General features: G+C 71.2%; 26 protein-coding genes. 24 read left to right on the forward strand and 2 right to left on the reverse strand.

The features are described from left to right. Positions 1-8 precede the first annotated feature (8 nt). The 10 genes from DEJ11_RS05730 (at position 9) to dapF (ending at position 10,515) form a co-directional block, all read left to right on the forward strand. Positions 9-2,942 carry an FtsK/SpoIIIE family DNA translocase gene (locus DEJ11_RS05730; RefSeq protein ID WP_111102931.1) on the forward strand — a complete coding sequence of 978 codons (2,934 nt, stop codon included), beginning with the start codon at positions 9-11 and terminating at the stop codon, positions 2,940-2,942. A gap of 5 nt (positions 2,943-2,947) precedes the next feature. After that, the gene (gene pgsA / locus DEJ11_RS05735) at positions 2,948-3,592 is read left to right on the forward strand and encodes a CDP-diacylglycerol--glycerol-3-phosphate 3-phosphatidyltransferase (protein WP_071405653.1); all 645 of its coding nucleotides are present in this window, start codon (positions 2,948-2,950) and stop codon (positions 3,590-3,592) included. Next, positions 3,589-4,116, forward strand: coding sequence for a CinA family protein (locus tag DEJ11_RS05740; protein WP_110864739.1), 528 nt, complete (start codon positions 3,589-3,591; stop codon positions 4,114-4,116). Before pgsA ends, DEJ11_RS05740 begins: the two co-directional genes overlap by 4 nt. Positions 4,117-4,270: 154 nt before the next feature. Further along, the gene (locus DEJ11_RS05745) at positions 4,271-4,579 is read left to right on the forward strand and encodes a helix-turn-helix domain-containing protein (protein ID WP_027464765.1); all 309 of its coding nucleotides are present in this window, start codon (positions 4,271-4,273) and stop codon (positions 4,577-4,579) included. A gap of 86 nt (positions 4,580-4,665) precedes the next feature. Continuing rightward, positions 4,666-4,890: a DUF3046 domain-containing protein gene (locus DEJ11_RS05750; protein ID WP_111102932.1), complete on the forward strand. Its 225-nt coding sequence runs from the start codon at positions 4,666-4,668 to the stop codon at positions 4,888-4,890. Between the two features lie 272 nt (positions 4,891-5,162). Beyond that, positions 5,163-6,224, forward strand: coding sequence for a recombinase RecA (recA, locus tag DEJ11_RS05755; RefSeq protein ID WP_027464767.1), 1,062 nt, complete (start codon positions 5,163-5,165; stop codon positions 6,222-6,224). Then, a complete protein-coding gene (locus DEJ11_RS05760) occupies positions 6,221-7,135 on the forward strand; it encodes a regulatory protein RecX (protein ID WP_111030471.1) in 915 nt (304 codons plus the stop codon). The genes recA and DEJ11_RS05760 overlap by 4 nt, the downstream gene beginning before the upstream one ends. A 26-nt stretch (positions 7,136-7,161) precedes the next feature. Further along, positions 7,162-8,658: a tRNA (N6-isopentenyl adenosine(37)-C2)-methylthiotransferase MiaB gene (gene miaB / locus DEJ11_RS05765; RefSeq protein ID WP_111046597.1), complete on the forward strand. Its 1,497-nt coding sequence runs from the start codon at positions 7,162-7,164 to the stop codon at positions 8,656-8,658. A gap of 31 nt (positions 8,659-8,689) precedes the next feature. Then, positions 8,690-9,628 (forward strand): tRNA (adenosine(37)-N6)-dimethylallyltransferase MiaA, encoded by a 939-nt coding sequence (miaA, locus tag DEJ11_RS05770; RefSeq protein WP_258375307.1) that lies wholly within the window; start codon positions 8,690-8,692, stop codon positions 9,626-9,628. Further along, on the forward strand, positions 9,625-10,515 hold the full coding sequence (gene dapF / locus DEJ11_RS05775) for a diaminopimelate epimerase (protein ID WP_027464770.1): 891 nt from the start codon (positions 9,625-9,627) through the stop codon (positions 10,513-10,515). Before miaA ends, dapF begins: the two co-directional genes overlap by 4 nt. Positions 10,516-10,665: 150 nt before the next feature. Here the strand turns inward: dapF and DEJ11_RS05780 are convergent, their stop codons facing one another. Further along, positions 10,666-11,277, reverse strand: coding sequence for a class I SAM-dependent methyltransferase (locus tag DEJ11_RS05780; protein ID WP_111102933.1), 612 nt, complete (start codon positions 11,275-11,277; stop codon positions 10,666-10,668). 61 nt (positions 11,278-11,338) lie between these two features. Between DEJ11_RS05780 and hflX the strand changes: the two genes are divergently transcribed. Then, entirely contained in the window at positions 11,339-12,880 is a 1,542-nt protein-coding gene (gene hflX, locus DEJ11_RS05785) for a GTPase HflX (RefSeq protein ID WP_111102935.1), read from the forward strand. 198 nt (positions 12,881-13,078) lie between these two features. Here the strand turns inward: hflX and lexA are convergent, their stop codons facing one another. Further along, the gene (gene lexA / locus DEJ11_RS05790) at positions 13,079-13,723 is read right to left on the reverse strand and encodes a transcriptional repressor LexA (RefSeq protein WP_027464773.1); all 645 of its coding nucleotides are present in this window, start codon (positions 13,721-13,723) and stop codon (positions 13,079-13,081) included. Between the two features lie 237 nt (positions 13,724-13,960). Between lexA and DEJ11_RS05795 the strand changes: the two genes are divergently transcribed. From DEJ11_RS05795 to der, 13 genes are all read left to right on the forward strand, one after another. Then, positions 13,961-14,338, forward strand: coding sequence for a LysM peptidoglycan-binding domain-containing protein (locus DEJ11_RS05795; protein ID WP_111092331.1), 378 nt, complete (start codon positions 13,961-13,963; stop codon positions 14,336-14,338). 64 nt (positions 14,339-14,402) lie between these two features. Beyond that, positions 14,403-15,509, forward strand: coding sequence for a histidinol-phosphate transaminase (locus tag DEJ11_RS05800; protein WP_111102936.1), 1,107 nt, complete (start codon positions 14,403-14,405; stop codon positions 15,507-15,509). Then, positions 15,506-16,108 carry an imidazoleglycerol-phosphate dehydratase HisB gene (gene hisB, locus DEJ11_RS05805; RefSeq protein WP_111102937.1) on the forward strand — a complete coding sequence of 201 codons (603 nt, stop codon included), beginning with the start codon at positions 15,506-15,508 and terminating at the stop codon, positions 16,106-16,108. The genes DEJ11_RS05800 and hisB overlap by 4 nt, the downstream gene beginning before the upstream one ends. Then, a complete protein-coding gene (gene hisH, locus DEJ11_RS05810) occupies positions 16,105-16,743 on the forward strand; it encodes an imidazole glycerol phosphate synthase subunit HisH (protein ID WP_111030465.1) in 639 nt (212 codons plus the stop codon). Before hisB ends, hisH begins: the two co-directional genes overlap by 4 nt. Before the next feature lie 97 nt (positions 16,744-16,840). Then, positions 16,841-17,587, forward strand: coding sequence for a bifunctional 1-(5-phosphoribosyl)-5-((5-phosphoribosylamino)methylideneamino)imidazole-4-carboxamide isomerase/phosphoribosylanthranilate isomerase PriA (priA, locus tag DEJ11_RS05815; protein WP_017885902.1), 747 nt, complete (start codon positions 16,841-16,843; stop codon positions 17,585-17,587). 4 nt (positions 17,588-17,591) lie between these two features. Beyond that, positions 17,592-18,407 (forward strand): SseB family protein, encoded by an 816-nt coding sequence (locus DEJ11_RS05820; RefSeq protein WP_111046593.1) that lies wholly within the window; start codon positions 17,592-17,594, stop codon positions 18,405-18,407. 120 nt (positions 18,408-18,527) lie between these two features. Then, complete coding sequence (locus DEJ11_RS05825; protein ID WP_017885900.1) at positions 18,528-19,403, forward strand: ParA family protein; 876 nt, start codon at positions 18,528-18,530, stop codon at positions 19,401-19,403. Next, complete coding sequence (locus DEJ11_RS05830; RefSeq protein ID WP_171907825.1) at positions 19,387-20,190, forward strand: segregation and condensation protein A; 804 nt, start codon at positions 19,387-19,389, stop codon at positions 20,188-20,190. Before DEJ11_RS05825 ends, DEJ11_RS05830 begins: the two co-directional genes overlap by 17 nt. Next, positions 20,180-20,869 (forward strand): SMC-Scp complex subunit ScpB, encoded by a 690-nt coding sequence (scpB, locus tag DEJ11_RS05835; RefSeq protein ID WP_258375299.1) that lies wholly within the window; start codon positions 20,180-20,182, stop codon positions 20,867-20,869. Before DEJ11_RS05830 ends, scpB begins: the two co-directional genes overlap by 11 nt. A 1,291-nt stretch (positions 20,870-22,160) precedes the next feature. Next, positions 22,161-22,949, forward strand: a complete 789-nt coding sequence (locus tag DEJ11_RS05840; protein ID WP_231495626.1) for a pseudouridine synthase — start codon at positions 22,161-22,163, stop codon at positions 22,947-22,949. Positions 22,950-23,007: 58 nt separating this feature from the next. Beyond that, the gene (locus tag DEJ11_RS05845) at positions 23,008-24,120 is read left to right on the forward strand and encodes a prephenate dehydrogenase (RefSeq protein WP_111102939.1); all 1,113 of its coding nucleotides are present in this window, start codon (positions 23,008-23,010) and stop codon (positions 24,118-24,120) included. A 194-nt stretch (positions 24,121-24,314) separates the two neighbouring features. After that, on the forward strand, positions 24,315-25,010 hold the full coding sequence (gene cmk / locus DEJ11_RS05850) for a (d)CMP kinase (protein ID WP_111038957.1): 696 nt from the start codon (positions 24,315-24,317) through the stop codon (positions 25,008-25,010). A gap of 109 nt (positions 25,011-25,119) precedes the next feature. After that, positions 25,120-26,640 (forward strand): ribosome biogenesis GTPase Der, encoded by a 1,521-nt coding sequence (gene der / locus DEJ11_RS05855; RefSeq protein WP_071405612.1) that lies wholly within the window; start codon positions 25,120-25,122, stop codon positions 26,638-26,640. Positions 26,641-26,659 lie beyond the last annotated feature (19 nt).

The following is a 26,659-nucleotide window of genomic DNA, read 5'->3' on the forward strand; positions in this document are numbered from 1 at the left end:
TTCTGCCCATGGCCGGAGGCACCAAGTCGACCACGCGCTCGCGCGCGTCCACGTCGTCCCGTGGCAACGGGACGCGCGGTTCGTCGCGCACCCAGGCCACGACGAAGAAGCTGCCGCAGGCCGCACCCACGCCGGTGTTCCGCGAGCAGAACCCGCTCGTGACCTTCTGGCTCGCGATGGCGCACGGCGTCGGCGCGATGTTCCGGCTGCTCGGCAAGGAGACCCTCGAGAAGGACCAGCGGCGCGACGGGTTCCCGTTCCTGCTGTTCCTGCTGGCCATCGCCGGCGGGGTCGTCGAGTGGCTCAACCCGACCAACAGTGTCTCCGTCGCACTCGACGCGTACACGTTCGGTGGGCTGTTCGGCCGCCTCGCGTTCGCCCTGCCCGTCATCATGATCGTGTTCGCCGGGTGGTTGTTCCGGCACCCGGCCTCGGTGCACGACAACACCCGGATCGGCATCGGCCTGGGCATCCTGATCGTGTCGATCGCCTCGCTCTGCCACGTCTTCGGCGGCCGTCCGAGCGCCGCCGACGGCATGCCCGCGCTGGCCGCTGCCGGTGGGGTGCTGGGCTGGGTGGTCATCGGCTGGCTCGTCACGATCGCGACCGCCTGGGTGGCCGTCCCCGTGGCGATCGTGCTGCTGGTGCTCTCGCTCTTCATCATCACCAAGACGCCGCCGAACAAGCTCGGGCGACGCCTGCACGAGCTCTACGCCTACCTGTTCGGCGCCCCGGCCCCCGCAGCAGAACCCGAGGCCGACGCCGCCGCCGTGGCGGAGCCCGCCGCCCGCGCCCGCACGTCGAAGCGCGGCAAGAAGGGCGACACCGACTTCCAGCTGTTCGACGACCTCGGGTTCGGTGACGAGCAGGCCGCTGCCGACGCCGAAGCCGGTGGCGACAACGTGCCGTGGTGGCGCCGGAACAAGTCCGGGCGCGAAGAGGACCCGGCGTACGACAGCCCCGTGCTGCCCCCGGCCACCGGGGTCGCCCCGGCTGCCGCTGCCGTCGCACCAGCTGCCCCCGTCGTGCCCGCTGCGCCCGCGGTGAGCCCGAACGCCGGTGCCGCCGCCGGGCTCGTCGACCTCACGCCGGCCGAGCCCGCGTCGGTCAACCTCAACGACTCCGTCGAGCAGGACCTGCAGGACGCCGAGCAGGCGCTCCGCGCGTTCGGTACCGACGTCCCCGCACGGCCCGAGCCGACGGCCGACATCCGTCCGGCGGTGCCCGAGGTGCTGTCCGAGCCCGAGATCGTCGACGAGCCGGAGGACATCGACGCCGCCGCCGAGCTGAGCGCGGCCGTCGCCGGTTCCGACGACGACCCGTCGAAGCCCTACCGACTGCCCGCCGCCACGACGCTGAGTTCCGGAACGCCCTCGGTGGCGCGGAGCCAGGCGAACGACGACATCGTCGCCGCGATCACCGGGGTGCTCACCGAGTTCAAGGTCGACGCGAAGGTCACCGGGTTCTCCCGCGGGCCGACGGTGACCCGGTACGAGATCGAGCTCGGCCCCGGCGTCAAGGTCGAGCGCGTCACGGCCCTGTCGAAGAACCTGTCGTACGCGGTCGCCTCGAACGAGGTCCGCATCCTGTCGCCGATCCCGGGCAAGAGCGCCATCGGCGTCGAGATCCCGAACACCGACCGCGAGATCGTCTCGCTCGGTGACGTGCTGCGCTCGAACGCCGCCCGCAAGTCGAAGCACCCGATGACGATCGGCGTCGGCAAGGACGTCGAGGGCGGCTTCGTGGTCGCGAACCTGGCGAAGATGCCGCACCTGCTCGTCGCCGGCTCCACCGGTTCCGGCAAGTCGGTGTTCATCAACTCGATGATCACCTCGCTGCTGATGCGCGCGAAGCCGTCCGAGGTCCGCATGGTCCTGGTCGACCCGAAGCGTGTCGAGCTCTCGATCTACGCCGGTGTCCCGCACCTCATCACGCCCATCATCACGAACCCGAAGAAGGCGGCCGAAGCGCTGCAGTGGGTCGTGAAGGAGATGGACATGCGGTACGACGACCTGGCGTCGTTCGGGTTCCGCCACGTCGACGACTTCAACAAGGCGATCGAGAACAACGAGATCGTCCTGCCGGCGGGCAGCGAGCGGAAGCTCAAGCCGTACCCGTACCTGCTCGTCGTCGTCGACGAGCTCGCCGACCTCATGCTCGTGGCGCCACGTGACGTCGAGGAGTCGATCGTCCGCATCACCCAGCTCGCCCGCGCCGCCGGCATCCACCTGGTGCTCGCGACGCAGCGCCCCTCGGTCGACGTCATCACCGGCCTGATCAAGGCGAACGTGCCGTCGCGCATCGCCTTCGCGGTGACGAGCGTCACGGACTCCCGCGTCATCCTCGACCAGCCCGGCGCCGACAAGCTCATCGGTCAGGGCGACGCCCTCTTCCTGCCGATGGGCTCGTCCAAGTCGCTCCGCGTGCAGGGCGCCTGGGTGCAGGAGGGCGAAGTCGCCGAGGTCGTCCAGCACGTCACGCGGCAGGCGCAGCCCGAGTACCGCCAGGACGTCCAGGCCGTGGTCGAGCGCAAGGAGATCGACGCCGACATCGGTGACGACCTCGAACTCCTGCTCGCGGCCGTCGAGCAGGTCGTGTCGACCCAGTTCGGCTCGACGTCGATGCTGCAGCGCAAGCTCCGCGTCGGCTTCGCCAAGGCCGGTCGCCTGATGGACCTGATGGAGTCGCGCGACATCGTCGGGCCGTCCGAGGGGTCGAAGGCCCGCGACGTCCTGGTGACCGCCGACCAGCTGCCCGCGGTGCTCGCGAAGCTCCGCGGCGAGGAGCCGCCCGCCGCGGCCGCTCCGGCAGCGCCGGCCCCGACGCCGTCCGGCGACGGCGACCGCTACGGAGCAGACCCCGTCGGGGACATGACCCGCGGGTACGATGAAGTCCACGACGAGCCCGATGAGGACGCGTGGGGACTGACGGGCAGGGAGTGACGGCGATGACCGCCTCGGACAGCACGAACACCACGCACGGCGCACGGTTCCCGTGGCGCGGGCGGCTGCTGCGCAAGGGCCCCGGCCCCGCGTCGACCGCGAACGTCGCGAACATCATCACGGTGGTGCGCATCCTGATGGCGCCGCTGTTCTTCGTCCTGCTGCTCACCGACGCCGGCAACGACGGGCCGCTGCGCATCTGGGCCGCGGTCGTCTTCGTCGTGGCCATCGTCACGGACAGCGCCGACGGCATCATCGCCCGTCGGCAGAACCTGGTCACGGACTTCGGCAAGCTCGTCGACCCGATCGCCGACAAGGTGCTCATCGGTGGTGCCCTCGTCGCGCTGTCGATCCTGCAGGAGCTGCCCTGGTACGTGACGGTGCTGATCATGGTGCGCGAGATCGGCATCACGGTCTTCCGGTTCGCGGTGCTCTCCGACCGGGTGATCCCGGCCAGCCGCGGCGGCAAGATCAAGACCGTGCTGCAGGCCGTCGCGCTGACGGCCGCGCTGTTCCCGTGGTGGAACCTGGTCGGCGACTGGGCGCACTGGGTCAACGGCATCCTGATGACGGCCGCGTTCCTGGCAACGATCCTGAGCGGGATCGACTACCTCTGGCAGGCATGGAAGCACAACCGCACCACCGCATGACCGGGCCCGACCGCTCGACGCAGGCCGCGCCTCCCGTCCCGGTCGCACCGGGACTCATCGCCGAGCTGACGGCACGGGGCGAGACCCTCGCCGTGGCGGAGTCGCTGACCGGGGGCCTCGTCGTCGCGACGCTCGTCGACGTGCCGGGCGCGAGCGCCGTCGTCCGCGGCGGCGTCGTGGCCTACGCCACGCCCGTGAAGCACTCGGTGCTCGGGGTCTCGGCGGAGCTGCTCGAGGCCGAGGGCGCGGTGCACCCGGAGGTCGCCCGGCAGATGGCCGCGGGTGTCCGGATCGCGCTGTCCGTCGACGGGGAACCCGCGACGTGGGGGATCAGCACGACGGGCGTCGCCGGCCCGGACCCGCAGGACGGCAAGCCCGTCGGCACCGTCTACGTGGGGATCGCCTCGGCCGCGGGGGCTGAGGCCTTCGAGCTGCACCTCGACGGCGACCGGGGAGCAATCCGGCACGCCACCGTCTCCGAACTCCTTGCACGGATGTCGTCCGAGGTCCGGGGCCGGGAATAGGTCCCGTTTCCACTGGGTTACATCTCACGAAATCTCCAGCAGTACGGCAGCCAGCCTGGCTAACATGCTGCAACCGGCAACGCTATTGTTGCTGAACCCGAACTCGATCCACCGGACCGAGCGGGCGCGGAGACGACAGAGAGGAGGAGTTCTCATGGTTCTCGTTCGTCAGGAAATCGGCGATGTGCTCCGGGACTTCCGCTTGCAGAAGGGCCGGACCCTCCGTCAGGTCGCGTCCAAGGCCAGTGTCGCGCTCGGGTACCTCAGTGAGGTCGAGCGCGGGCAGAAGGAAGCCAGCTCGGAGATCCTCGCGTCCGTCGCGGATGCTCTGGACACGCCCATCTCGACCATCATGCGCGAAGTGGGTGACCGCCTCGCGATCGTCGAGGGGCTGACCCCCGTCCCCGACACGCTCCCGGACGACCTCGTCGCCGAGTTCGACAACGACCTCGCGGTGCGCTGAGCGCACCGCACCGAACGCCCTCGCCGGTCCTTCCCGGCGGGGGCGTTCTGCGTTCCGGCCCACGACCACGCGCCTAGGCTGGTCGGATGCGCGTGAGTGAGTTCTGGCGAGCCGTCGACCAGGTGTTCGGTGAGGCCTACGGTTCCGTGGTCACCCGTGACGTCGTGCTCGAGGGGTTGGGCGGTCGCTCCGCCGTGGACGCCCTCGCCGCCGGCATCGACGCCCGCCGGGTGTGGGACGCACTGTGCGACTCGCAGGACGTCCCGATGGACCGTCGGCACGGCAAGGGCCTCGCCGAACCCCAGGTCTGAGCGGGTCCCGCGGGGCGGCGCACCCGAAACTGTGTTCGGCGTGTTGCTCGAACGCGTGTTCGATCGGTGGTAGCTTCCTCCACAGCGGCGTCGCCCGGATGTTCCATCCACAGATCGCGTGACCGTCGGCAGTGATGTCGGTGGCTCGCCATAGGTTGATGGACATCGGGAACAGCCCGAAGCCTTGTCGCAGAACCATCGGCCTTGCACCATCGGCCGGCGTGGACGCGACAGCCTACAGGCGGCCGAACACGAGCACGAAGGAGCACCCCATGCCATCACCGGCAGACCGCGAAAAGGCCCTCGAGACCGCACTCGCACAGATCGACAGGCAGTTCGGCAAGGGTGCGATCATGCGCCTCGGTTCGGACGAACGCGCCCCCGTCAACGTCATCCAGACCGGGTCGGTGGCGCTGGACGTCGCGCTCGGCATCGGTGGCCTGCCCCGTGGCCGCATCGTCGAGATCTACGGCCCGGAGTCGTCGGGTAAGACGACCCTCACCATCCACGCCATCGCCAACGCCCAGCGCGCCGGTGGCATCGCGGCCTTCATCGACGCCGAGCACGCGCTCGACCCCGAGTACGCCAAGAAGCTCGGTGTCGACATCGACGCCCTGCTCGTGTCGCAGCCCGACACCGCCGAGCAGGCGCTCGAGATCGCGGACATGCTGGTCCGCTCCGGCTCCATCGACCTGATCGTCATCGACTCCGTCGCGGCCCTCGTGCCCCGTGCCGAGATCGAGGGCGAGATGGGTGACTCGCACGTCGGTCTGCAGGCCCGCCTCATGTCCCAGGCGCTTCGAAAGCTCGCCGGTGGCCTGAACCAGACGCAGACCACGATGATCTTCATCAACCAGCTGCGCGAGAAGATCGGCGTGTTCTTCGGTTCGCCCGAGACCACCTCGGGCGGTAAGGCGCTGAAGTTCTACGCGTCCGTGCGCCTCGACATCCGCCGCATCGAGACGCTCAAGAGCGGCACCGACGCAGTGGGCAACCGCACGCGCGTCAAGGTCGTCAAGAACAAGATGGCGCCGCCCTTCAAGCAGGCCGAGTTCGACATCCTGTACGGCGTCGGCATCTCGCGCGAAGGCTCGCTGCTCGACTTCGGTGTCGACCACGGCATCGTCAAGAAGTCCGGTGCCTGGTACACCTACGACGGCGACCAGCTCGGGCAGGGCAAGGAGAACTCGCGTTCCTTCCTGATCCAGAACCCCGAGATCGCTGCCGACATCGAAGGCAAGATCCTCGCCAAGCTCGGCGTCGGCGGTGCCAAGGCCGAGGACGCCCCGGTCGAGTCGATCGCGCCGAAGCTCGCGGAGCGCAAGGGCGCGTGAGCACCGACCACGACGACGACGGCCTCGCACCGGTCACCGACCTGTTCGGTGCGAGGTCTCGTCGTCGCGCTCCTGTCACGCCGGTGATGCCCGCCATCCCCGATCCTCCGGTGTCACCGGACGAACCGCGCGACACCGACGGCTGGGCGCTGCCCGAGTCGGACGAAGGTCGTGCGGACGAGTTCCCCGCGTCGTTCGACGCCGATTCGCCGGTGCCCCTGCACGGTGCCCGCGGGCCGGCAGCGTGGGTGTCGCCCGTCATCGGAGACGGCAGCGGGCGCTCGAACCGTGCGGAGCAGGACGGCTACGACTCCGAGACCGCTGACGCCACCACCGCGTCGGTGTTCTCCATCGCCGGCGGCGAGGAGATCGACCCGGCCGACGCACCCCGTCCGCTCGACGAACAGCGCGCGGACGCCGAACGGCTCAGCCTGCGTGCCCTCGGGCGCAAGGGCGTGAGCGAGTCCGAGATGCGGACCCTGCTGCTGCAGCAGGACCTCGACCCCGACGTGGTCGAGCACGAGATCGAACGGTTGACCCGTGTCGGGCTCCTGGACGACGTCGCCCTCGCCACCGACCTGGTGGATCGGCTGCACGCCCGCAAGGGCCTCGGTCGACAAGGTGTCGTGACGGAGCTCCGTCGCCGGGGGATCGACCAGGTGGCGATCGACACCGCACTCGACGAGGCCGCCGACGACGAGGACGACGAGTTCCTCCGCGCGCAGGAGCTCGCCGACAAGCGGGCGCCGCAGATGCGCGGACTCGACCGGGCGACCGCGGAACGCCGGCTGTCCGGCTTCCTGATGCGCAAGGGCTACAGCTCCGGTGTCGTCCGGATCGCTGTCGCGCGGGCACTCGACGGCGGGGGGAAGCGGCCGCCTTCCGGCCGCGGGACCGTCCGGTTCGAGTAGCCGCTCCGACCTACACTGGGACGACCATGGCCACCGTCGAAGCGCGCCCCCGCACCTACGAAGTCCGCACCTACGGGTGCCAGATGAACGTCCACGACTCCGAGCGGTTGAGCGGGTCACTGCAGGCCGCGGGCTACACCGCGGCGGACGGTGCGCAGGCCGACGTCGTCGTCATCAACACCTGTGCCGTGCGCGAGAACGCGGACAACCGGCTGTACGGCAACCTCGGGCAGCTCGCGGGGATCAAGCGCGAGCACCCCGGCATGCAGATCGCCGTCGGCGGGTGCCTGGCGCAGAAGGACAAGAACGTCATCCTCGAGAAGGCGCCGTGGGTCGACGTCGTCTTCGGCACGCACAACATGGGGTCGCTGCCGACCCTGCTCGAGCGGGCGCGGCACAACGACGAGGCGCAGATCGAGATCCTCGAGGCGCTCGACGTCTTCCCGTCGACGCTGCCCACCAAGCGCGACTCGACGCACAGCGGCTGGGTCTCCATCTCCGTCGGCTGCAACAACACCTGCACGTTCTGCATCGTCCCCTCGCTCCGTGGCAAGGAGAAGGACCGCCGTCCCGGTGACGTCCTGGCCGAGATCCAAGCGCTGGTCGACGACGGCGCGATCGAGGTCACGCTGCTCGGGCAGAACGTGAACTCCTACGGGGTCGAGTTCGGCGACCGACAGGCGTTCGGCAAGCTGCTGCGGGCCACCGGTGCCATCGAGGGCCTCGAGCGCGTCCGCTTCACGAGCCCGCACCCGGCGGCGTTCACCGACGACGTCATCGACGCGATGGCCGAGACCCCGAACGTGATGCCCCAGCTGCACATGCCGCTGCAGTCGGGTTCCGACCGGGTGCTCAAGGCCATGCGCCGGAGCTACCGCAGCGAGCGGTTCCTCGGCATCCTCGACCGCGTCCGCGCGAAGATCCCGCACGCGGCGATCTCCACCGACATCATCGTCGGGTTCCCCGGCGAGACCGACGCCGACTTCGAGGACACCCTGCGCGTCGTCGAGCAGTCACGGTTCGCCTCGGCGTTCACGTTCCAGTACTCGATCCGCCCGGGGACCCCGGCCGCGACGATGGACGACCAGCTGCCGAAGCACATCGTGCAGGAGCGCTACGAGCGACTCGTCGCCCTGCAGGAACGCATCACCGCGGAAGAGAACGCGCTGCAGGTCGGCCGGAGCGTCGAGGTCCTCGTCGCGTCGGGCGAAGGCCGCAAGGACGACGCCACCCACCGGCTCTCCGGTCGCGCGGAGGACTCCCGGCTCGTGCACTTCACCGTGCCCGCCGGGTCCGAGGTCCCGCGCCCGGGCGACGTGGTCACCGTCGACATCACCCGTGCCGCACCGCACTTCCTGCTCGCCGACGACGACGCGCCGCTGCGCATCCGACGCACCCGGGCCGGTGACGCCTGGGACCGCGCGCAGGCCGAGAGCTGCGGCGTGCCCACGCCCGCTGCCGCCACGGGCGACGGACCCCGTCCGGTCTCGCTCGGGCTGCCCACGCTCCGTGTCGGGCGCTGAGCTCCCCGGGGCTGCGCCGACGAGCGACGCGTTGCTCGCATCCGGTGACGCCGCGGACCTGATCGCAGTCGTCGGGGCGACGGGCACCGGGAAGTCCGACCTCGGCATCGCGATCGCGGAACGGTTGCGTGCTGCGGGCCGGAACGCCGAGATCATCAACGCGGACGCCATGCAGCTGTACCGGGGCATGGACATCGGCACCGCGAAGCTGCCGCCGGCCGAGCGGCACGGCATCCCGCACCACCAGCTCGACGTGCTCGACGTCACCGACGAGGCGAGTGTCGCCGCCTACCAGGTCGCCGCCCGCGCCGACGTCGACCGGATCCAAGCCGACGGTGGCGTGGCCGTCCTCGTCGGCGGCAGCGGCCTGTACGTCTCCGCGGTGTTGTTCGACCTGGCGTTCCCGGGCACCGACCCCGCGCTCCGTGCGCAGCTCGAGCGCGAGCACGAGGAGCTCGGCCCGGGCATCCTGCTCGAGCGACTCCGCGCTCTGGACCCGGCAGCTGCCGTGACGATCGACGCGCGCAACCCACGGCGGTTGATCCGTGCACTCGAGATCGCGAGCCGATCCGAGGTCGTGACCCCGAGCCTCCCGGCCGCGCCCCGCGCCTGGCGACCGTCCCGGATCCTGCACCTGCGGCGTGACCGCGAGCAGCTCGTGTCGGCGCTGCACGAGCGGGCCACGCGGATGTTCGAGGCCGGACTCGTCGACGAGGTCGCGGCCCTCCGCGAGCAGGGACTCGAGCAGGGCAAGACCGCGCGCGGCGCGATCGGGTACTCGCAGGCGCTCGAGGTGCTCGCCGGCACGGCGACCCGCGAGCAGGCGGTCGAGGCGACCGGCATCGCGACCCGCAAGTACGCCCGGCGGCAGGTGTCCTGGTTCCGCCGGTACGCCGAGGCCGAGACGCTCGACGTCACGGGGGCGGACCGCGGCGACCTGTCGGAACTGGCCCGTAGGATCGTGCCGTGACCGAGCTGCACTTCACCAAGGGCCAGGGGACCGGCAACGACTTCGTCCTGTTCGCCGACCCCGACGCCACCGTCGACCTGACCCCCGAGCGGATCCGCGCCATCGCGGACCGACGCTTCGGCGTGGGCGGCGACGGCGTGATCCGCGCCGTGCGGTCCGAGGCGATCCCCGAGGGGCGGGCGCTCGTGGCCGTCGAGCCCGAGGCGACCTGGTTCATGGACTACCACAACGCTGACGGCACGGTCGCGGAGATGTGCGGCAACGGCATCCGCGTGTTCGCCCGGTACCTGACCGAGTCCGGCCTGGTCGAGCTCGCTCCCGGCGAGACGCTCACCGTCGGCAGTCGCAAGGGGCTGGTCGACATCCAGCGCACCACGAACGGGTTCGCCGCCGACCTCGGTCGCTGGGGCCTGGGCATCGAGGGCGGTGGCTCCGACGACGTGCTCGTCCGGGCGAAGAACCTCGACGGGGCGCGGCCCGGCATCGGCATCGACGTGGGCAACCCGCACGTGGTCGTCGCCGTCGAGACCGAGGACGAACTGGCCGACCTCGACCTGACCTTCCTGCCGGTGCTCGATCCGGCGCCGGAGCACGGTGCGAACGTCGAGTTCGTGCTGCCCGGCGACCCCTTGATCAAGGACGGCGTCGGCGAGATCACGATGCGGGTGCACGAGCGGGGGAGCGGTGAGACGCTGTCGTGCGGCACCGGGGCCGTCGCCGCTGCTCTCGCGACGCGCTACTGGGTCGGTGCAGGGGCGCCGGACACCTGGCGCGTGCGGGTGCCGGGCGGGCTGCTGACGGTGCGGATGACGGCGACCGAGGACGGCGAGCACGTGTCGCTGTCCGGTCCCGCCGAGCTCGTGTTCTCCGGCGACCTGACGGTCTGACGGCCTGACGGCCTGACGGCCTGACGGCCTGACGGTCTGACGCGGAGCGGCGGCGCTTCGGCTCGTTGCCGTTTCGTGAGCAGAAATGGTCGGGTGCCCAGCGGCGACCCGACCATTTGTGCTCACGATGTGAGCGCTAGAGCTCGCGCCCTACGCGCTGCGCTGCACCCGGATCACGCGGAACCCCTTCGCCGTCGACTCCCGCGTGACGGCAAAACCCGAGCCGAGCGCCCCGACGAGCCACTTCTGCAACGAGTCACCCCCGAGGTCCTTCGACACGACGAGCCAGGCGTCGCCCCCGACCTCGAGCCGGGGCAGCCACGTCAGCAGGATCTGGTGCAGCTCGTCCTTGCCGACACGGATCGGCGGGTTCGACCAGATCGTGCGGAAGCGCAGGTCGGCCGGCACGTCGTCGGGCAGCGCGACCCTGACGTTCGATGCCCCCGCAGCAGCAGCGTTGGCGCGCGCGAGCCCGAGCACCCGCTCGTTGACGTCGACGCCCCACACGTGGGCGTCGGGGGACTGCAGGGCCATCGTGATCGCGATCGGGCCCCAGCCGCAGCCGATGTCGAGCAGCGCTCCGTCGGCAGCGGGTGCGGGCACCGAACCGAGCAGGACCTTCGTGCCGCGGTCGACGCCGTCGGGGCTGAAGACCCCCGCCGCGGTCGACAGGGTGAGGGGCTGACCGGCGAGCGTGACGTGCACCTGGCGCGGCCGGAGTTCGCTCTCGGGGCTGGCCGAGAAGTAGTGGTCGTTCGCCATGGATGAACCGTACCGGCAACCGAGTGTGTCGCAGGGCCTCCAGAGGTAGCCTGTGCACAGGATGACGGATACCCATCAGCAGAACCACCAGACCAACGACGACAGCGCAGACGGTGTCGTCGAGAGGGTGTTGCGCAACGCAGACCACCGCGCAGCATCGTCCATCTTCGCACCCGCCCAGGCCATCCAGACGCAGTCGGTCGACGACCGCAGCTGGACCGGCGACGGCGACCAGTACGACCGTGAGGATCGTGCGGCGTTGCGCCGTGTCGCCGGCCTCTCCACCGAACTCGAGGACGTCACCGAGGTCGAGTACCGCCAGCTGCGGCTCGAGCAGGTCGTCCTGATCGGCGTGTACCCCCAGGGCGACGCCTCGGACGCCGAGAACTCCCTCCGTGAGCTCGCGGCACTCGCCGAGACCGCGGGCGCCGTGGTGCTCGACGGGCTCCTCCAGCGCCGGCCGAACCCGGACCCGGCCACCTACCTGGGCAAGGGCAAAGCCCAGGAGCTCGCGATGGTCGTCAAGGCCACCGGCGCCGACACCGTCATCGCCGACACCGAACTGGCACCCTCGCAGCGTCGTGCGCTCGAGGACGTCGTGAGGGTGAAGGTCATCGACCGCACGGCCGTGATCCTCGACATCTTCAGCCAGCACGCGAAGACCCGCGAGGGGAAGGCGCAGGTCGAACTCGCCCAGCTGCAGTACCTGCTGCCGCGACTGCGCGGTTGGGGTGACTCGATGTCCCGGCAGGCCGGTGGCCAGGTCTCCGGAGGCGCTGGCATGGGCTCTCGTGGCCCAGGTGAGACGAAGATGGAGCTCGACCGCCGCAAGATCCACACGCGGATGGCGAAGCTCCGCCGGCAGATCGCCGGGTTCACCCCGGCCCGTGAGGCCAAGCGTGCCGAGCGCAACCGCAACGAGGTGCCGAGCGTCGCGATCGCGGGCTACACCAACGCCGGCAAGTCGTCGCTGCTCAACCGGCTGACGAGCGCGGGCGTGCTGGTGCAGAACCAGCTGTTCGCGACGCTGGACGCCACCGTCCGTCGGACCGAGAGCGCCAAGGGCCGGGAGTTCACGTTCGTCGACACGGTCGGCTTCGTCCGCAACCTGCCGCACCAGCTCGTCGAGGCCTTCCGCTCCACCCTCGAAGAGGTCGGCGACGCCGACGTCATCGTGCACGTGGTCGACGGCTCGCACCCCGACCCCGGTGCGCAGCTGTCCACCGTGCGCGAGGTCATCGGCGACGTCGGTGCGGGTGACATCCCGGAGATCGTCGTCTTCAACAAGGCCGACCTGATCGACGACGCGCAGCGCCTCGTGCTCATCGGACTCGTGCCGGACGCGGTGTTCGTGTCTGCGCGCACCGGCGAGGGCATCCCGGAGCTCCTCGGCGTCATCGAGGACCGCCTTCCCGAGCCCGACGTCGACCTGACGATCGTCGTGCCGTACGACCGCGGCGACCTGGTGTCGTCGCTGCACGACACCGGCTCGGTCGAGTCCGTCGACTACGTCGAGGACGGCACGCGCCTGCGGGTGCGCGTCTTCCAGCGGCAGGTCTCCGAGCTCGAGCCCTACGTGGTCACGCCTGTCCCCACCGTCTGACGGTCACCTCCGGCGGGCGCTGGCGCTGGGAAGCGCTGCCGCGCGGCCTGGAGGCCCGTCACGGGTCCGCCGGACGCCGTCACGTCGCCGAGACGCCCCGGAACACACGAAACGCCGCCGGATCCGGCGGCGTTTCGTCGTGCAGGGGGCGTCGTACGGTGACGACGGCGTCTCGCGCCGGTGCAGCGCGGGCCGCGGTCAGAGGGAGCGGAGGACCGCGACGACCTTGCCGAGCACCGAGGCCGCGTCACCGAGGATCGGCTCGAAGGCGGAGTTGCGCGGCAGCAGCCACGTGTGACCGTCGCGCTGGCGGAAGACCTTGACCGTCGCCTCTTCGTCAAGCATGGCCGCGACGATGTCACCGTTCTCGGCGGTCTGCTGCGACCGGACGACGACCCAGTCCCCGTCGCAGATCGCGGCGTCGATCATCGACTCACCGACGACCTTGAGCATGAAGAGCTCGCCGGTGCCGACGAGCTGTCGGGGGAGCGGGATGATCTCGTCGACGTGCTGCTCGGCGGTGATCGGGACACCGGCGGCGATCCGGCCGACGAGCGGCACGAGCGTGGTGGCGTCGATGTCCGGGCCGCCGACGTCGGACGACGGTTCGTCGACCAGGACCTCGAGCGCGCGCGGGCGGTTCGGGTCGCGGCGGATCCAGCCACCGAGCTCGAGCTGGCCGAGCTGGTGGGAGACGCTGGAGAGCGAGGAGAGCCCGGCGGCGTCGCCGATCTCGCGCATGCTCGGCGGGTAGCCCCGTGAGGCGATCGACGCACGGATCGCGTCGAAGATCGCCTGTTGCTTCGGCGTCAGCGGCTTCTGGCCCCGCAGTTCGTCCACCACGTCGTCTCGCTTTCGTCGGTGCCGGTCCGGCCGCGGCGGGAATGTCGGTGGTCCCCGTCAGGCTTGTCCCAGTCGATCGAAACAGTATCCGACCAGCCAGGGCCGGACAAACACCTGTTCGAGCGTGTCGCAAGAAAACCCCGCAGAAATCCACTCCCAGGACTTGTGCGTCGTCTGATTCGAAACTATGTTCGGTACACGACTTCGGTTCCACCCGAACGGGAAGGCAAGAACGACATGAGCACCATCGCCATCGCTGACATCCAGCGCACCGCGGCGCCCGCCGTGCGTACCCGCCTGCGTCTGACGCGTCGCGGCCGCATCGTCTTCACGACGCTGGCCGCGCTCCCGCTCCTCGTCGTCGTCGCCCTCGGCGTGCTGAACGGCGGGCAGGCCTCCGCCGGAGACGCCACCGCCGGCGGCGCCCGCACCCAGTTCGAGACCGTGACGATCCAGCCGGGCGAGACGCTCTGGCAGCTCGCCGAGCAGACCGCGCCGAACTCGGACCCGCGTGACTTCGTGCAGGACGTCGTGAGCCTCAACGCGCTCGACGGTTCCGCGCTGCAGGCCGGCGAAGAGATCGCCATCCCCACCAAGTACACCGACGGCGAGTAGCCGCTCGGGCAGCGCCGTCCGGACGGCTGGTCGTCGCACGGTGACAGCGGCCTACGATGGATCGGTGGCATTCACGCTCGAAGACCTCCCGATCCGAGACGACCTGCGCGGGCAGAGCCCCTACGGCGCCCCGCAGAAGCACGTCCGTGTGCAGCTCAACGTCAACGAGAACACGCATCCCGTTCCGGACGACGTCGCTGCCGACATCGTCGAGTCGATCCGGCAGGCCCTGCTGACGGTCAACCGCTACCCGGACCGCGAGTTCACCGAGCTCCGGCAGTCGCTCGCCGACTACCTCGGACACGACCTGACCGCCGAGCAGCTCTGGGCGGCCAACGGATCGAACGAGGTGTTGCAGCAGCTCCTCCAGGCGTTCGGCGGGCCCGGTCGCTCGGTGCTCGGGTTCCCGCCCACGTACTCGATGCACTCGATCCTCGCGTCGGGCACCGGCACCACGTGGATTCCGGCCCAGCGGGACGACGAGTTCCGCATCTCGCCCGAGACCGTCGTGGCGGCGATCCGACAGCACCAGCCGGACATCGTGTTCCTGTGCGGGCCGAACAACCCGACGGGGACCCCGCTCGACATCGAGACGATCGCGGCCGCCTACGACGCGACCGACGGCATCGTGATGGTGGACGAGGCGTACGCCGAGTTCATGCCGTCCGACGCCCCGAGTGCCCTCACGCTGCTGCCCGGTCGTGAGCGCCTGGTGGTCTCCCGCACGATGAGCAAGGCGTTCGCGTTCGCCGGTGCCCGGGTCGGGTACATGGCTGCGCACCCCGCCGTCGTCGACGCCGTCCGACTGGTCCGGCTGCCGTACCACCTGTCCGCGCTCACCCAGGCGGCAGCGATCGCGGCACTCCGGCACGCCCCAGAGATGCTGGCGATGGTCGACGACATCAAGGGGCAGCGTGACCGCATGGTCACCGAGCTGCAGGCCATGGGGTACCGCACCTACGAGACCTGGTCGAACTTCGTCCTCTTCGGTGGTGTCGCCGACCCGAACGCCGCGTTCGAGGCGCTGCTCGAGCGTGACGTCATCGTGCGCGACCTCGGCATCCCGAACCACCTGCGGGTGAGTGCGGGGACCGAAGCCGAGACGACCGCGTTCCTCGACGCGATGCGGCAGGTCGCCGCCGAGCAGCCGCCGGTTAGGGTTGAGGCATGACCGCCCGCACCGCCTCGATCAGCCGTTCGACGAGCGAATCGAGTGTCGAACTCGAGCTCGACCTGGACGGCACCGGGACCTCGTCGATCTCGACCTCCGTCCCGTTCTTCGACCACTTGCTGACCGCGTTCAGCAAGCACTCCCTGATCGACCTGCGGGTGCGCTCGACGGGTGACACCGACATCGACGTGCACCACACGGTCGAGGACACCGGCATCGTGCTCGGACAGGCGATCAAGCAGGCCCTCGGCGACCGCGCCGGCATCGGCCGCTACGGCGACGCCCTGGTCCCGCTGGACGAAGCGCTGGCCCAGGCCGTCGTCGACGTCTCCGGGCGTCCGTTCCTGGTGCACTCCGGCGAGCCCGCGGGCTTCGAGTTCCACCGCATCGGCGGCCACTTCACCGGCTCGATGGTCCGCCACGTGTTCGAGGCGATCACGTTCAACGCCGGCATCACCGTCCACATCCGCGTGCTCGAGGGCCGCGACCCCCACCACATCGCCGAAGCCGAGTTCAAGGCGTTCGCCCGAGCCATGCGCAAGGCGGTCGAGCTGGACCCGCGCGTCGACGGCATCCCCTCCACGAAGGGCGCCCTGTGACAACCGCCAAGCCGAACGTCGTCGTCCTCGACTACGGGTCGGGGAACGTCCACTCCGCCGCCAAGGCACTCGAGCGCGCCGGCGCCGAGGTCACCCTGACCTCGGACAAGCAGGCGGCACTCAAGGCCGACGGCCTGCTCGTCCCCGGCGTCGGGGCGTTCGCCGCCGTGATCGACCAGCTCGAGGGTGTGCAGGGCGGCGAGATCGTCGACCACCGTTTGGCCGGCGGGCGACCCGTGCTCGGCATCTGCGTCGGCATGCAGGTCCTGTTCTCGCGGGGCATCGAGCGTGGTGCCGACGTCGAAGGGCTCGGTCAGTGGCCCGGCACCGTGCAGGAGATCCAGGCCGAGGTGCTGCCGCACATGGGCTGGAACACCGTGCAGGCGCCCGAGGACTCCGTGCTGTTCGACGGGCTGCACGACGAGCGCTTCTACTTCGTGCACTCCTACGGCGTGACCGACTTCCCGCTCGAGGCGTACGGGCCGTTCCGCGCGCCGCGTCTGACCTGGGCCGAGCACGGGCAGCCCTTCATCGCCGCGGTCGAGAACGGGCCGCTCACCGCCACGCAGTTCCACCCCGAGAAGTCCGGCGAGCCGGGCATCCGCCTGCTCTCCAACTGGGTGCGTTCGCTCTGAACCCGGCCGGTGCCGGGCGCGACGGCCGTGCCGGACGCGCACCGGGCCTCCCGGCTGTCCGCAGCCCCTTCTCCACCGCAACGAAACCGACAGGACCATGACCGACCTCACCGACACCCCGCCCCTCGTCCTGCTGCCGGCTGTCGACGTCGTCGACGGACAGGCCGTGCGGCTCACCCAGGGTGAGGCGGGGAGCGAGACCGGCTACGGCGATCCCGTCGCCGCTGCCCGGACCTGGCGTGACCAGGGTGCCGAGTGGATCCACCTCGTCGACCTCGACGCAGCCTTCGGTCGTGGCGACAACCGCCGGGTGATCGCGCACGCCGTCCGCGAGGTCGAGGGTGTCTCCGTCGAGCTGTCCGGCGGCATCCGCGACGACGCCTCGCTCGAAGCGGCACTGGCGACCGGTGCGGCGCGCGTGAACCTCGGCACCGCGGCGCTCGAGAACCCGGACTGGGCCGCGCGGGTGATCGGTGAGTACGGCGAGCAGATCGCCGTCGGGCTGGACGTCCGCGGCACCACGCTGTCGAGCCGCGGCTGGACCGAGGACGCCGGTGACCTGTGGGAGGTGCTCGACCGGCTGGAAGCCGCCGGGTGCGCCCGCTACGTGGTGACCGACGTCACGAAGGACGGCACGCTGCAGGGGCCCAACGTCGAACTGCTCCGCCAGGTGTGCGACCGGACCGACCAGCCCGTGGTGGCCTCCGGCGGGATCTCGACGCTCGACGACCTCCGTGCGCTCCGCGAACTCGTGCCGTACGGGCTCGAGGGCGCGATCATCGGCAAGGCGCTGTACTCCGGGGCGTTCACGCTGCCGGCCGCACTCGACATCGCGTCCGAGTAGCGCCGTGGCGGGCATCTCGAACGGCCGCGGCACCGGGCCGGACGCCGACGACGCGCACACCCCCGGCGGGGCGGCGGACTCGGCGGGCTTCTCGTGGGAAGGCCGCACGTTCGACCACCACGACACCGCGTTCGCCGAGGACGACGGACTCGCCGACCCCGCGGTGGTCGCCGCGATCGGTGCGCTCGCCGCGGGTGCCTCCCAGGCGGCGATCGTCGAGGCGCTCCGCACCGCCCGGCTGCTCATCCCACTCATCGCCGAGGCCGGTGACGTGGGGGAGACCGACGAGGGCAAGCTCGTCGACAAGACCCAGGAACTCTCGATCGTGACGGTCGCCGGTCCGGATGGTCGCAGCGTGATGCCGGCGTTCACCTCGGTGGACGCCATGCACGTGTGGGACCCGGACGCGCGCCCGGTGCCGGTGGAGTCGCGCCGTGTGGCGATGGCCGCGGCGAGCGAGGACACCCAGCTCGTCGTGCTCGACCCGAAGTCGCCGACCGAGTTCGTGCTGCGACGTCCGGCGGTGTGGGCGCTCGGGCAGGACCTGCCGTGGACCCCGTGCTTCGAAGACCCCGAGGTGGCTCGGGCCTTCGCGGTCTCGGTCGAGGGGGAGCCCGGCGTCGCCCGTGTCGAACTCGCGCCGGGCGACCCGGTCGGCCGGTTCGCCGGGCCGGAGCTGACGGTGGGACTGGCGCTGCACCCGGGGCTCGACCGCGAGCAGGTCGGCGAGCTCGTCGGTCGGCTGCAGCAGCGGTGGTCGACCGACCCCGTGATCGCGGAGCGGGTCGACAGCATGCGCGTCGCCCTGCGCGCTGCCTGACGGGCAGCAGCACCAGCGCACCAGCGCAGCAGCGCCCGCGGCCAGGCTGCCAGCCAGCAGCGCGGCGGTCCCGCGGCGGTGCGACCCGGCCCAACCCGAGGTCGCCGGTACGATGACGGGGTGAGCCCGAACCCGACGACCAACCCCACCGGCGCGACCACCCACGGTCCGACGGGGCGTCCCGTCCGGGACTTCCCCGTGCCCGAGGAGCTCGACAGCACCGGACCCGCCCGCATCATCGCGCTCTGCAACCAGAAGGGCGGCGTCGGCAAGACCACGACCGCCATCAACCTGGGCGCCGCGCTCGCGGAGTACGGCCGCAAGGTCCTCGCCGTCGACTTCGACCCGCAGGGTGCGCTGTCCGCGGGCCTCGGGGTCCGGACGCACGACATCCACACCGTGTACGACCTGCTCATGGGTGCCGTGAAGGACCCGAACCAGGTCATCCAGCCGACGAACACCCCCGGCCTCGACGTCATCCCGGCGAACATCGACCTGTCCGCGGCCGAGGTGCACCTGGTCAACGAGGTCGCCCGCGAGCAGATCCTGGCGAGCGTGCTGCGCAAGGTCGCGAACGACTACGACGTGATCCTGGTCGACTGCCAGCCGTCGCTCGGCCTGCTCACCGTGAACGCCCTGACCGCGGCACACGGCGTCCTCATCCCGCTCGAGTGCGAGTTCTTCGCGCTCCGCGGTGTCGCCCTGCTCATCGAGACGATCGACAAGGTGCGCGACCGTCTCAACCCGGCGCTCAAGCTCGACGGCATCCTGGCGACCATGTACGACTCGCGCACGCTGCACTCGCGCGAGGTCATGGAGCGGGTCGTCGACACCTTCGACGACCGCGTGCTCGACACCGTCATCGGCCGCACCGTGAAGTTCCCGGACGCCACCGTGTCCGCACGCCCGATCACGCAGACCGCGCCGGACCACCCTGCCGCCCACGCCTACCGGCAGCTCGCACGAGAGCTCGTCCAGCGTGGCGCCGTCGCCTGACGCGGGGTTCCGGGTCCGGCTCGCCAACTTCGACGGACCGTTCGACCTCCTGCTGTCGCTCATCACGAAGCACGAGCTCGACATCACCGAGGTGTCGCTCGGTGCCGTGACGGGGGAGTTCATCCAGTACGTCCGGCAGGCCGAGTCCGCCGACGAGCTCGACGAGGCCAGCGAGTTCCTGGTCGTCGCGGCGACGCTGCTCGACCTGAAGATCGTCGGGCTGCTGCCCCAGGGTGAGCTCGTCGACGCCGAGGACGTCGCCCTGCTCGAGGCCCGCGACCTGCTGTTCGCCCGACTGCTGCAGTACCGCGCGTTCAAGCAGGCCGCCGACTGGTTCGGGGAGCGCTGGGGCGTCGAGTCGCGCCGGCACGTCCGCAGCGTCCGGCTCGAGGAGCGGTTCCGCGCGCGGACGCCGGAGCTCGTCTGGACCCTGTCGGTGCAGGACTTCGCCGCACTGGCAGCGCTGGCCTTCGCCCCGCGGGAGATCCCGACCGTCGGCCTCGACCACCTGCACGCCCCGCTCATCAGCATCCGCGAGCAGGCCGCGATCGTCGTGTCGATCCTGCGCACCCGCGATGGTGAGGGCGTCTCGTTCCGTGAACTGGTCGCGGGCGTCGACCAGACGGGTATCGTGGTGGCTCGCTTCCTCGCGATCCTCGAGCTGTACCGGAACGCGTCGATCTCGTTCGAGCAGCTCGAGCCGCTCGGGGAGCTGACACTGCGGTGGACCGCCGAGGACTGGTCCGACGAGAGCCTCGCGAACCTGGGAGCCGACTATGACGGATGACGTGCACGACACGTCCAGCGCCGAACCCGGCGGCGCTGACGAGATGGCCGACGCCCGCGCGATCGAGCACGAGATCCACGAGCGCGCCGCGTCCGAGGCCCACCCCACCATCCCCATCGACCGCCAGCTCGAGGCCATCCTGATGATCGCCGACCAGCCGCAGTCGCTCGTCGCCCTCGGTGCTGCGGTCGGTTCGCCCGTCCCCGCCGTCCGGCAGGCGATCGAACGCCTGGTCGCGGACTTCGACGGCGTCGACGGCACGGTCCGCCGTGGCTTCGAACTGCGCGAGGTCGGTGGCGGCTGGCGCTTCTACGTCCGCGCCGACCTGGACCCCGTGGTCGAGCAGTTCGTCGAGGCCGAGCGCCCCTCGCGGCTGTCGCAGGCCGCACTCGAGACCCTCGCGGTCGTCGCCTACAAGCAGCCGATCACCCGCTCGCAGATCGCTGCGATCCGCGCCGTCAATGTCGACGGCGTCGTCCGAACCCTGGTGGCACGCGGCCTCATCGAGGAGTCGTTCACCGACGCCGAGACCGGCGCCATCAACTACGTCACGTCCGACCTGCTCCTGCAGCAGCTCGGCATCAACTCGCTCGACGAGCTGCCGCTCATCTCGCCCCTCCTGGACGACGGTGCGGACGGCTTCGAGCAGAACGAAGGGATCCCCGATGGCAGGGTTTGACGACCGGGGGCGCGGCGCGCCCCGAGACCGAGACGACCGCAACGGACGCTCGGGAGGCCCGGATCGCTCCGGCCGCCCGGCCGGCGGACGCGGTGGGGCCGGCTCCAGTGCCGGTGGCCGCTCCGGCGGGTACGGTCGCGACGACCGCGGGGGCGCACGCCCGCCGCGCGACGACGACCGTCGTGGCGGGTACCCGTCGCGCGACGACCGCGGCGGCGAGCGTGGTGGGTACCGCGGGACTTCGGCTCCGCGTGACGACCGTGGTGGGTACCGGGGCCGGGACGACCGTGCCGGTGGCGGCGACCGTGGTGGCTACCGGGGTAACTCCGCTCCGCGTGACGACCGTGGTGGCTACCGCGGCCGTGACGACCGTGGTGGGTCCGCTCCTCGCGACGACCGCGGTGGTGACCGTGGGGGCTACCGCGGCAACTCCGCTCCGCGTGACGACCGCGGCGGCTACCGGGGTCGCGACGACCGTTCCGGTGGCGGCGACCGTGGTGGCTACCGCGGCAACTCGGCTCCGCGTGACGACCGCGGTGGGTACCGCGGCCGCGACGACCGTGGGGCTTCGGCTCCGCGTGACGACCGTGGTGGCTACCGGGGCTCGGCTCCGCGTGACGACCGTGGTGGGTACCGGGGTCGCGACGACCGCGGGAGCTCCGCACCGCGCGATGACCGTGGTGGGTACCGCGGCCGTGACGACCGTGGGGCTTCGGCTCCGCGCGACGACCGTGGCGGCTACCGGGGTCGCGATGACCGATCCGGTGGCGGTGACCGTGGTGGCTACCGCGGCAACTCCGCTCCGCGCGACGACCGCGGCGGGTACCGGGGCCGTGACGACCGCAGCGCCGCCCCGCGCGACGACCGTGGTGGGTACCGCGGCCGTGACGACCGTGGGGCTTCGGCACCGCGCGACGACCGTGGTGGGTACCGCGGCCGCGACGACCGTGGCAGCTCTGCTCCCCGCGACGACCGCGGTGGGTACCGGGGTCGCGACGACCGTGGCAGCTCCGCTCCCCGCGACGACCGGCGCGACGACCGCGGCCGCGACGACCGCCGCACGCCGGACGGCCAGCAAAGCCGCGTCTGGCACAACGGCCGCCGCTACGTCGGCGGCACCACGAGCGTCCGCAACAGCGACCGCACCACGCCGAAGCCGAGTGGGCAGCGCGACGACCGGGGCAACCCGGCCGAGGGCACGCCCGAACGGCCGATCATCGAGGACTGGGACGCGGCGGACGGAACGGCGCCTGCCGGGGCCGAGCCGAGCCTCCAGGCAGAGGGTGAGCGCCTGCAGAAGGTGATCGCCGCTGCCGGCGTCGCATCCCGCCGGGTCGCGGAGAACCTGATCGTCGAGGGCCGCGTGACGGTCAACGGCGAGGTCGTGGACGCCCTCGGGCGTCGCGTCGACCCCGAGAAGGACGCGATCAGCGTCGACGGCGTGCCCGTGCAGATCGACTCGTCGCGGCGCTACATCGTGCTGAACAAGCCGACCGGTGTCGTCTCGAGCCTGCAGGACGAGCGCGGTCGCCGCGACCTGACCGAGTTCGTGGACCGCTACGAGGAGCGCCTGTTCAACGTCGGCCGTCTCGACACCGAGACCTCCGGGCTGCTCGTCCTGACGAACGACGGCGACCTGGCACACGTGCTCGCGCACCCGTCGTTCGGCGTGCAGAAGACGTACATCGCGAAGGTCCACGGCAACGTGAACCCCGCCGTGGTGCAGCGCCTGACCGAGGGCGTCGAGCTCGAGGACGGTCCGATCAAGGCCGACAAGGTGCGGTTGCTCGAGTCCTCGCGGGGTGAGTCGCTCGTCGAGATCACGCTGCACTCCGGCCGCAACCGCATCGTCCGTCGCATGCTCGAGGCCGTCGACCACCCGGTCCTCGAACTCGTCCGCCGGTCGTTCGGACCGCTGCACCTGGGCAGCCTGCCGCCGGGCAAGATGCGCGAGCTCGGCACGGTCGAGGTCGGCAAGCTGCTCAGCACCGTCCGTGACGCGAAGCCGTCCGCTCGTGACGACCGCGACGTCGCGCTCGACCAGGACGACGACGAGTACGAGGACGAGTCGGCGGACTGACCGAACCCGACGCTCGGGCATCGACCGATGCCCGAGCCGCGATCGGTAGGCTTGCCCGGTGACCGACGTGACCCCGACCGACATCGACCGCCGTCTGCGCGGCCCGGTCCGGGTCGTCGGTGCCGGGTTGCTCGGCGCCTCGATCGGTCTCGCCCTGCGTGAGAAGGGCGTGGACGTCGTCCTCGACGACGTCTCGCCCGCTGCGCTGGCGCTCGCCGTGGACTACGGCGCCGGCCGTCGACCAACTGCCGGCGACCAGCCGGAGCTGATCGTCGTCGCGGTGCCGCCGGACGTCGTCGCGACGGTGGTGGAGCGCGAGCTCGCCGCCCACCCCGACGCCGTCGTGACAGACGTCGCCAGCGTGAAGTCCGGGCCGCTCGCCGCCCTGGTGGCGGCCGGGGCCGACGTCTCCCGCTACATCGGGTCGCACCCGATGGCCGGACGCGAGCGCAGCGGTCCGACCGCCGCCCGCGCCGACCTGTTCGTCGGTCGCCCCTGGGTGATCGCGGGGCACGACGGCATCACGTTCCAGCGCGCCGCGGTGGTCGAGGACCTCGCGCTCGACGTCGGCGCCACCGTCGTGCCGATGGACCCCGAGTCGCACGACCTCGCCGTCGCGTACGTCTCGCACGCGCCGCAGCTCGTGTCGACCCTCATGGCCTCGCGCCTTCGGGACGCCCCCGACGGGTCGCTCGGCCTGGCCGGCGGCGGCGTGCGCGACGTCACCCGGATCGCCGCGAGCGACCCGGGGCTCTGGGTGCAGATCATCGGGGCGAACGCCGGGCACATCCGGCCGGTGCTCACCGACCTGCGCGACGACCTGTCCCGCGTGATCGACGCGCTCGGCGACCCGGACGGTGCCGGTTCGCCGCGCACCATCGCCGAGACGATCGCCGACGGCAACCGCGGGGTCGAACGGCTCCCCGGCAAGCACGGCACCACCAAGCGCTTCGCCCAGGTGGTCGTCCTGGTCGACGACACCCCAGGGCAGATCGCCGCACTCCTGACGTTCATCGGGGAGATCGGCATCAACCTCGAGGACATGCGCCTCGAGCACTCACCGGGCGCACAGATCGGCATCGTCGAGGTGTCGGTGCTGCCCGAGCAGGAACAGCGACTCGTCGAGGAACTCGAGGGGCGCGGATGGAGGATCGCAGCAGCATGGGCCTGAACGACGACACGAACGCAGCGACGAACGACTCCGGTGTGACCGGCGGACCGGACGGGCCCGACTCCGGCCTCCCGACCCCGGGCCAGGGCGGTGCCGGCGGCCCGTTCAGCGGCAGCGGCGACGGCGGCGCACTCGGGGGCCCGGCCGGCGGCCTCGGCGAACCCGGCGGGGAGCCCGGCTCGACCAGCGCCCCGATGCCGTCCGGCCTGGCCGACGGTGCCTACGTGGCGAAGATCGTCATCGCGGTCGACGGTCCCGCCGGCAGCGGCAAGTCGAGCGTCTCCCGTGCGGCCGCCCGCGCCCTGGGCTACGGCTACCAGGACACCGGCGCCGCCTACCGTGCACTCGCGTGGCACGCCCTGCAGCAGCGGGTCGACCTCGACGACGCCGCGGCGGTCCTGGCGAGCTGGGACACCTTCGACTACGCCATCGGCACCGACCCCGACGACTACTACGTCAAGGTGGGGGAGACCGACGTGACGGAGGCCATCCGCACCCCCGACGTCACCGGCGCGGTCGCCCACATCGCGAAGCTCCCGGACGTCCGGAAGCGCCTGGTCCAGCTGTTCCGCAACGTCATGCGGAAGACCGACGCCCCGGGCATCATCACCGAGGGCCGGGACATCACCACGGTCGTCGCACCCGACGCCGAGGTCCGGATCCTGCTGACGGCCGACGAGTCCGTTAGAATGGCCCGACGCTCGGCAGAGGTCACGACCCAGTCGGCCGCCGAGACCTCCGCAGCACTCGCTCGTCGCGACGCGGCGGACGCGAAGGTCGTCGACTTCATGAACGCCGCCGACGGCGTCACGACGCTCGACTCCACCGACCTCGACTTCGACCAGACCGTGCAGGCGGTCGTCGACCTGGCCCGCGCGGCCACGCACTGACGCACGACCGGACGGCCTCGGCCGCCTGGTCACACCACGGCCGGACCCCCGGCCCCGGCCGGCAACGGCCACCGACACCGCGGCCCCGGCCGCTCGCGAGGAACCCAAGATGGCTCAGCTGGACAACCCGGACAACGACGACTTCCCCCGGTACGACGACGCCCTCGGCGAGCGGCTCGCCGGACTCGACGAGGCCGAGGCCGAGCAGCGCGCGACCGCGCTCCGCGCCGGACTCGAGGAGTACGACCTCGAGGACGAGGACCTCGCCCTGCTCGAGGCCGGTCAGGTCGGCGAGGACGGCGTCCACTACCTGCCCGCCTACCCGGTGCTCGCGATCGTCGGCCGCCCGAACGTCGGCAAGTCCGCGCTCGTGAACCGCATCCTCGGTCGTCGTGAGGCCGTCGTGCAGGACGTCCCCGGCGTCACCCGCGACCGTGTCAGCTACAAGGCCGACTGGAACGACAAGCGCTTCACCCTCGTCGACACCGGCGGCTGGGAGCCCGGCGCCGAGGGCATCAACGCCTCCGTCGCCGCGCAGGCCGAGGTCGCGATCGACCTCGCCGACGCCGTGCTGTTCGTCGTGGACGTCACGGTCGGGATCACCGCCACCGACGAGCACGTCGTCAAGATGCTGCGCGGCACCGACCGCCCCGTCATCGTCGTCGCGAACAAGGCCGACGACGAGCGCCGTGAACTCGACGCCTACGAGCTCTGGAACCTGGGGCTCGGCGAGCCGCACCCGGTGTCGGCCCTGCACGGCCGTGGCGTCGCGGACCTGCTCGACCTGATCATCAAGACGCTGCCCGACACCTCGGCCGTCGCCAAGCAGGAGGTCGGCGGCCCCCGCCGTGTGGCCATCCTCGGCCGCCCGAACGTCGGCAAGAGCTCGCTGCTCAACAAGGCCGCCGGTGAAGAGCGGGTCGTCGTGAACGACATCGCCGGCACCACCCGCGACCCGGTGGACGAGCAGATCGAGCTCGGCGGCAAGGTGTGGCGCTTCGTCGACACCGCCGGCATCCGGAAGCGCGTCCACATGCAGCAGGGCGCCGACTTCTACGCCTCGCTCCGCACCACCGCCGCGCTCGAGAAGGCCGAGGTCGCCGTCGTCGTCCTCGACGTCACCGAGCCGGTGTCCGTGCAGGACCTCCGCATCATCGACCTCGTCCTCGAGTCCGGCCGTGCCCTCGTGCTGGCCTACAACAAGTGGGACCTGCTCGACGACGAGCGCCGCCGCTACCTGGAGCGCGAGATCGAGCAGGACCTGGCGCACGTCGCCTGGGCCCCGCGCGTGAACATCTCCGCCCGCACCGGTCGCCACCTCGAGAAGCTCGTGCCGGCGCTCGAGACCGCCCTCGAGTCGTGGGACACCCGCATCCCGACCGGCAAGGTCAACGCCTTCATCGCCGAGCTCGTGCAGGAACACCCGCACCCCGTGCGCGGCGGCAAGCAGCCCCGCATCCTGTTCGGGACCCAGGCGTCGAGCCAGCCGCCGACCTTCGTGCTCTTCACGTCGGCGTTCCTCGACCCGCAGTACCGACGCTTCATCACGCGTCGCCTCCGCGAGGTCTGGGGCTTCTCCGGCACGCCGATCAACGTCAACATGCGGGTGCGCGAGCGCCGGAAGCGCTGAGCCCTCCCACCCGTCACGC

The sequence above is a fragment of the Curtobacterium sp. MCLR17_058 genome (genome assembly GCF_003234705.2).
GTDB classification, from domain to species: Bacteria; Actinomycetota; Actinomycetes; order Actinomycetales; family Microbacteriaceae; genus Curtobacterium; species Curtobacterium flaccumfaciens.

Excerpts from the sequence above, each read along its gene's own strand:
- cmk (WP_111038957.1), top strand. The coding sequence starts at position 24,315 with ATGCCGTCCGGCCTGGCCGACGGTGCCTACGTGGCGAAGATCGTCATC.
- priA (WP_017885902.1), top strand. The coding sequence starts at position 16,841 with ATGACCGACCTCACCGACACCCCGCCCCTCGTCCTGCTGCCGGCTGTC.
- der (WP_071405612.1), top strand. The coding sequence starts at position 25,120 with ATGGCTCAGCTGGACAACCCGGACAACGACGACTTCCCCCGGTACGAC.
- miaB (WP_111046597.1), top strand. The coding sequence starts at position 7,162 with ATGGCCACCGTCGAAGCGCGCCCCCGCACCTACGAAGTCCGCACCTAC.
- DEJ11_RS05795 (WP_111092331.1), top strand. The coding sequence starts at position 13,961 with ATGAGCACCATCGCCATCGCTGACATCCAGCGCACCGCGGCGCCCGCC.
- DEJ11_RS05740 (WP_110864739.1), top strand. The coding sequence starts at position 3,589 with ATGACCGGGCCCGACCGCTCGACGCAGGCCGCGCCTCCCGTCCCGGTC.
- DEJ11_RS05750 (WP_111102932.1), top strand. The coding sequence starts at position 4,666 with ATGCGCGTGAGTGAGTTCTGGCGAGCCGTCGACCAGGTGTTCGGTGAG.
- pgsA (WP_071405653.1), top strand. The coding sequence starts at position 2,948 with ATGACCGCCTCGGACAGCACGAACACCACGCACGGCGCACGGTTCCCG.
- hflX (WP_111102935.1), top strand. The coding sequence starts at position 11,339 with ATGACGGATACCCATCAGCAGAACCACCAGACCAACGACGACAGCGCA.
- DEJ11_RS05780 (WP_111102933.1), bottom strand. The coding sequence starts at position 11,277 with ATGGCGAACGACCACTACTTCTCGGCCAGCCCCGAGAGCGAACTCCGG.
- DEJ11_RS05745 (WP_027464765.1), top strand. The coding sequence starts at position 4,271 with ATGGTTCTCGTTCGTCAGGAAATCGGCGATGTGCTCCGGGACTTCCGC.
- DEJ11_RS05730 (WP_111102931.1), top strand. The coding sequence starts at position 9 with ATGGCCGGAGGCACCAAGTCGACCACGCGCTCGCGCGCGTCCACGTCG.
- hisB (WP_111102937.1), top strand. The coding sequence starts at position 15,506 with ATGACCGCCCGCACCGCCTCGATCAGCCGTTCGACGAGCGAATCGAGT.
- scpB (WP_258375299.1), top strand. The coding sequence starts at position 20,180 with ATGACGGATGACGTGCACGACACGTCCAGCGCCGAACCCGGCGGCGCT.
- recA (WP_027464767.1), top strand. The coding sequence starts at position 5,163 with ATGCCATCACCGGCAGACCGCGAAAAGGCCCTCGAGACCGCACTCGCA.